4 protein-coding genes are annotated in these 1,763 nt (G+C 52.1%); 2 read left to right on the top strand and 2 right to left on the bottom strand.

Annotated elements, in window-relative coordinates:
• Positions 1-126: 126 nt before the first annotated feature.
• Entirely contained in the window at positions 127-423 is a 297-nt protein-coding gene (locus ACREAY_RS11685; RefSeq protein WP_431755942.1) for a V-type ATP synthase subunit F, read from the bottom strand.
• A gap of 626 nt (positions 424-1,049) precedes the next feature.
• On the opposite strand from ACREAY_RS11685, the gene ACREAY_RS11680 reads away from it, so the two are divergent.
• Together ACREAY_RS11680 and ACREAY_RS11675 are read left to right on the top strand one after the other, a co-directional pair.
• The gene (locus ACREAY_RS11680) at positions 1,050-1,232 is read left to right on the top strand and encodes a hypothetical protein (protein WP_431755941.1); all 183 of its coding nucleotides are present in this window, start codon (positions 1,050-1,052) and stop codon (positions 1,230-1,232) included.
• A gap of 51 nt (positions 1,233-1,283) precedes the next feature.
• Positions 1,284-1,499 (top strand): hypothetical protein, encoded by a 216-nt coding sequence (locus tag ACREAY_RS11675; protein WP_431755940.1) that lies wholly within the window; start codon positions 1,284-1,286, stop codon positions 1,497-1,499.
• Here the strand turns inward: ACREAY_RS11675 and ACREAY_RS11670 are convergent.
• Positions 1,496-1,763, bottom strand: a 268-nt coding sequence (locus ACREAY_RS11670; protein ID WP_431755939.1) for a hypothetical protein, incomplete at its 5' end; no start/stop codon positions are given. The two genes, ACREAY_RS11675 and ACREAY_RS11670, sit on opposite strands and share 4 nt — an antisense overlap.

Here is a 1,763-nt window from a genome sequence, read left to right as displayed (position 1 = left end):
TTGTAAGAGTGCTTGCATGTAGTTATCCCTAAGCACGGTCGGGTTATTATAGTTACGAGTCTGTCCAGTTATTATGCATTAACCTCACGGTTTACGCATTTATTGCAAGAAAATTTCCACTATTGCTCAGACGCCAAGGATCTGTTTCAAGAGGGCGCGGTAATCGACCTTCTCTTTCTTGCTTCCCGGAGACGGGAGCTCAAATATGAGCGGGATCGGCCTCTTTGCCCTCAGGTTCGTAAGCTGGGTGCGGATGTCCTTGCCAATGTCGTCGCTCAGGAGAACGAGGCCAACATCGCTTGTGTCGCCCATCCTGTTTATCTCGGTAAGCGCCTCGGCAGAAGACTCGACCTTGACGCCCTTGACACCTGCAAGCTGGAAGCTGGTGACAAAGACGCGGCTCCCGATGGCAATTATTCGCATTCCTGCGGCGATTAGCGCATGTCCCTTTTTAATCCTTTTGAGATAGAGGGGCTTGGACTGCACATCCTTGCAGCGCTTTTGCATGACTTACCGGCCAATGCAGAGCGACAGTATTTTCTGTATTTCAGAGCAGCGGGCGGAGAGTGCTACGGCAAGGCTCTAGTAACATGATTGCGCGTATATCATAGATATTGATAACATGCTGTTTGAAGAGCTGCTAAAGCATACCCCTGAGTTGTGTGTGAAAACCGGCCAAATTTTTTGTTGGAACAGGGATTGGCCCACCGTCTTTACCACTGTGGCGGTTATTGCAGCAGTTGCGGTAGGCGTAGCCTTGTGGAAGATATACGCGAGGCGCAAAAGAAAGTGACACGGCTAAAGCCACTACTGCAAAGTAAATTAACGCGGCACGATATTAACAGACAGACATGTTCTCCTGCACGTTCTGCGGCGCACAAGAGGAGGTAGTAGTGGCCTGTCCAAACTGCGGCCAGATGTACTGCGGAGTATGCTACCCTGCGCATACCAAGATAGAAAAGAACATGACTTGGTCACCAATCCAGTTTTTCAAGGATGCAGAAGACATTTACCAAACAGCGCCAACTCCACAAGCCAGGAGAATCCAAATGGCACGCCAGATGCGCGAGAAATACGAGAGGAAACTTGCTACGCGGCTAAAAGACACTGAAGGCACGCCCACACCGGCAGCAACTACGCCAAAAATATATCGCGGTGGTGGCGGAAGCCCTGACGAGCCGCCGGAAGGTGCGGGCGCTCCAAACAGGCCGAAAATAGAAGTACGGGGATAATTCTTAAGATAGAAAACGACTTATACACCGCCACCTTGCAAAACAGTTGAATTGGCAGCTTCAAAACCGATGTTTCTGATGATGATGATAGCGTGCTTTGCCTCCGGCGCCCTTGCCATCCTTTTGGCATTTGTAGGCGGGAGGACGTTCCTGCTCTACTCAATACCGGGGTTTGTCATCGGCGCCTTTTTTGCGTTCAAGTACGCGACCTATGACAGGAAGAAGGCCAGACAGGAAGAGCACAAACGGAAAAGAAACAGGCACTAGCCCGACACGAGTATGTATATGACTATGGCCCCAAGCCCTGCAAACAGAAGCAGGGTCGCCTTCCACATCCCCCTGCTGGCCTGGTCGCTGATGTCCCACATGCCCCCGCGGATGTCCGGAGCAGGCCGGTACTGGCGCTTTATCTCTTCATAGCTGTAAAAGCGGGTAAAGTCGGCAGAAGGCGTCCACTGCGAGCCGGCCGTGCCGGCAGGGCTTGCCTCGTACTTTAAGCGCGCCTGCTCGTCTGACAGGACTTCGTACGCC

Origin of the sequence: Nitrososphaera sp. (assembly GCF_050748925.1) — an archaeon.
Taxonomy (GTDB): Archaea; Thermoproteota; Nitrososphaeria; order Nitrososphaerales; family Nitrososphaeraceae; genus Nitrososphaera.
The sequence above is the reverse complement of the archived record's forward strand: the minus strand, read 5'-3'. Positions and strand labels throughout refer to the sequence as shown.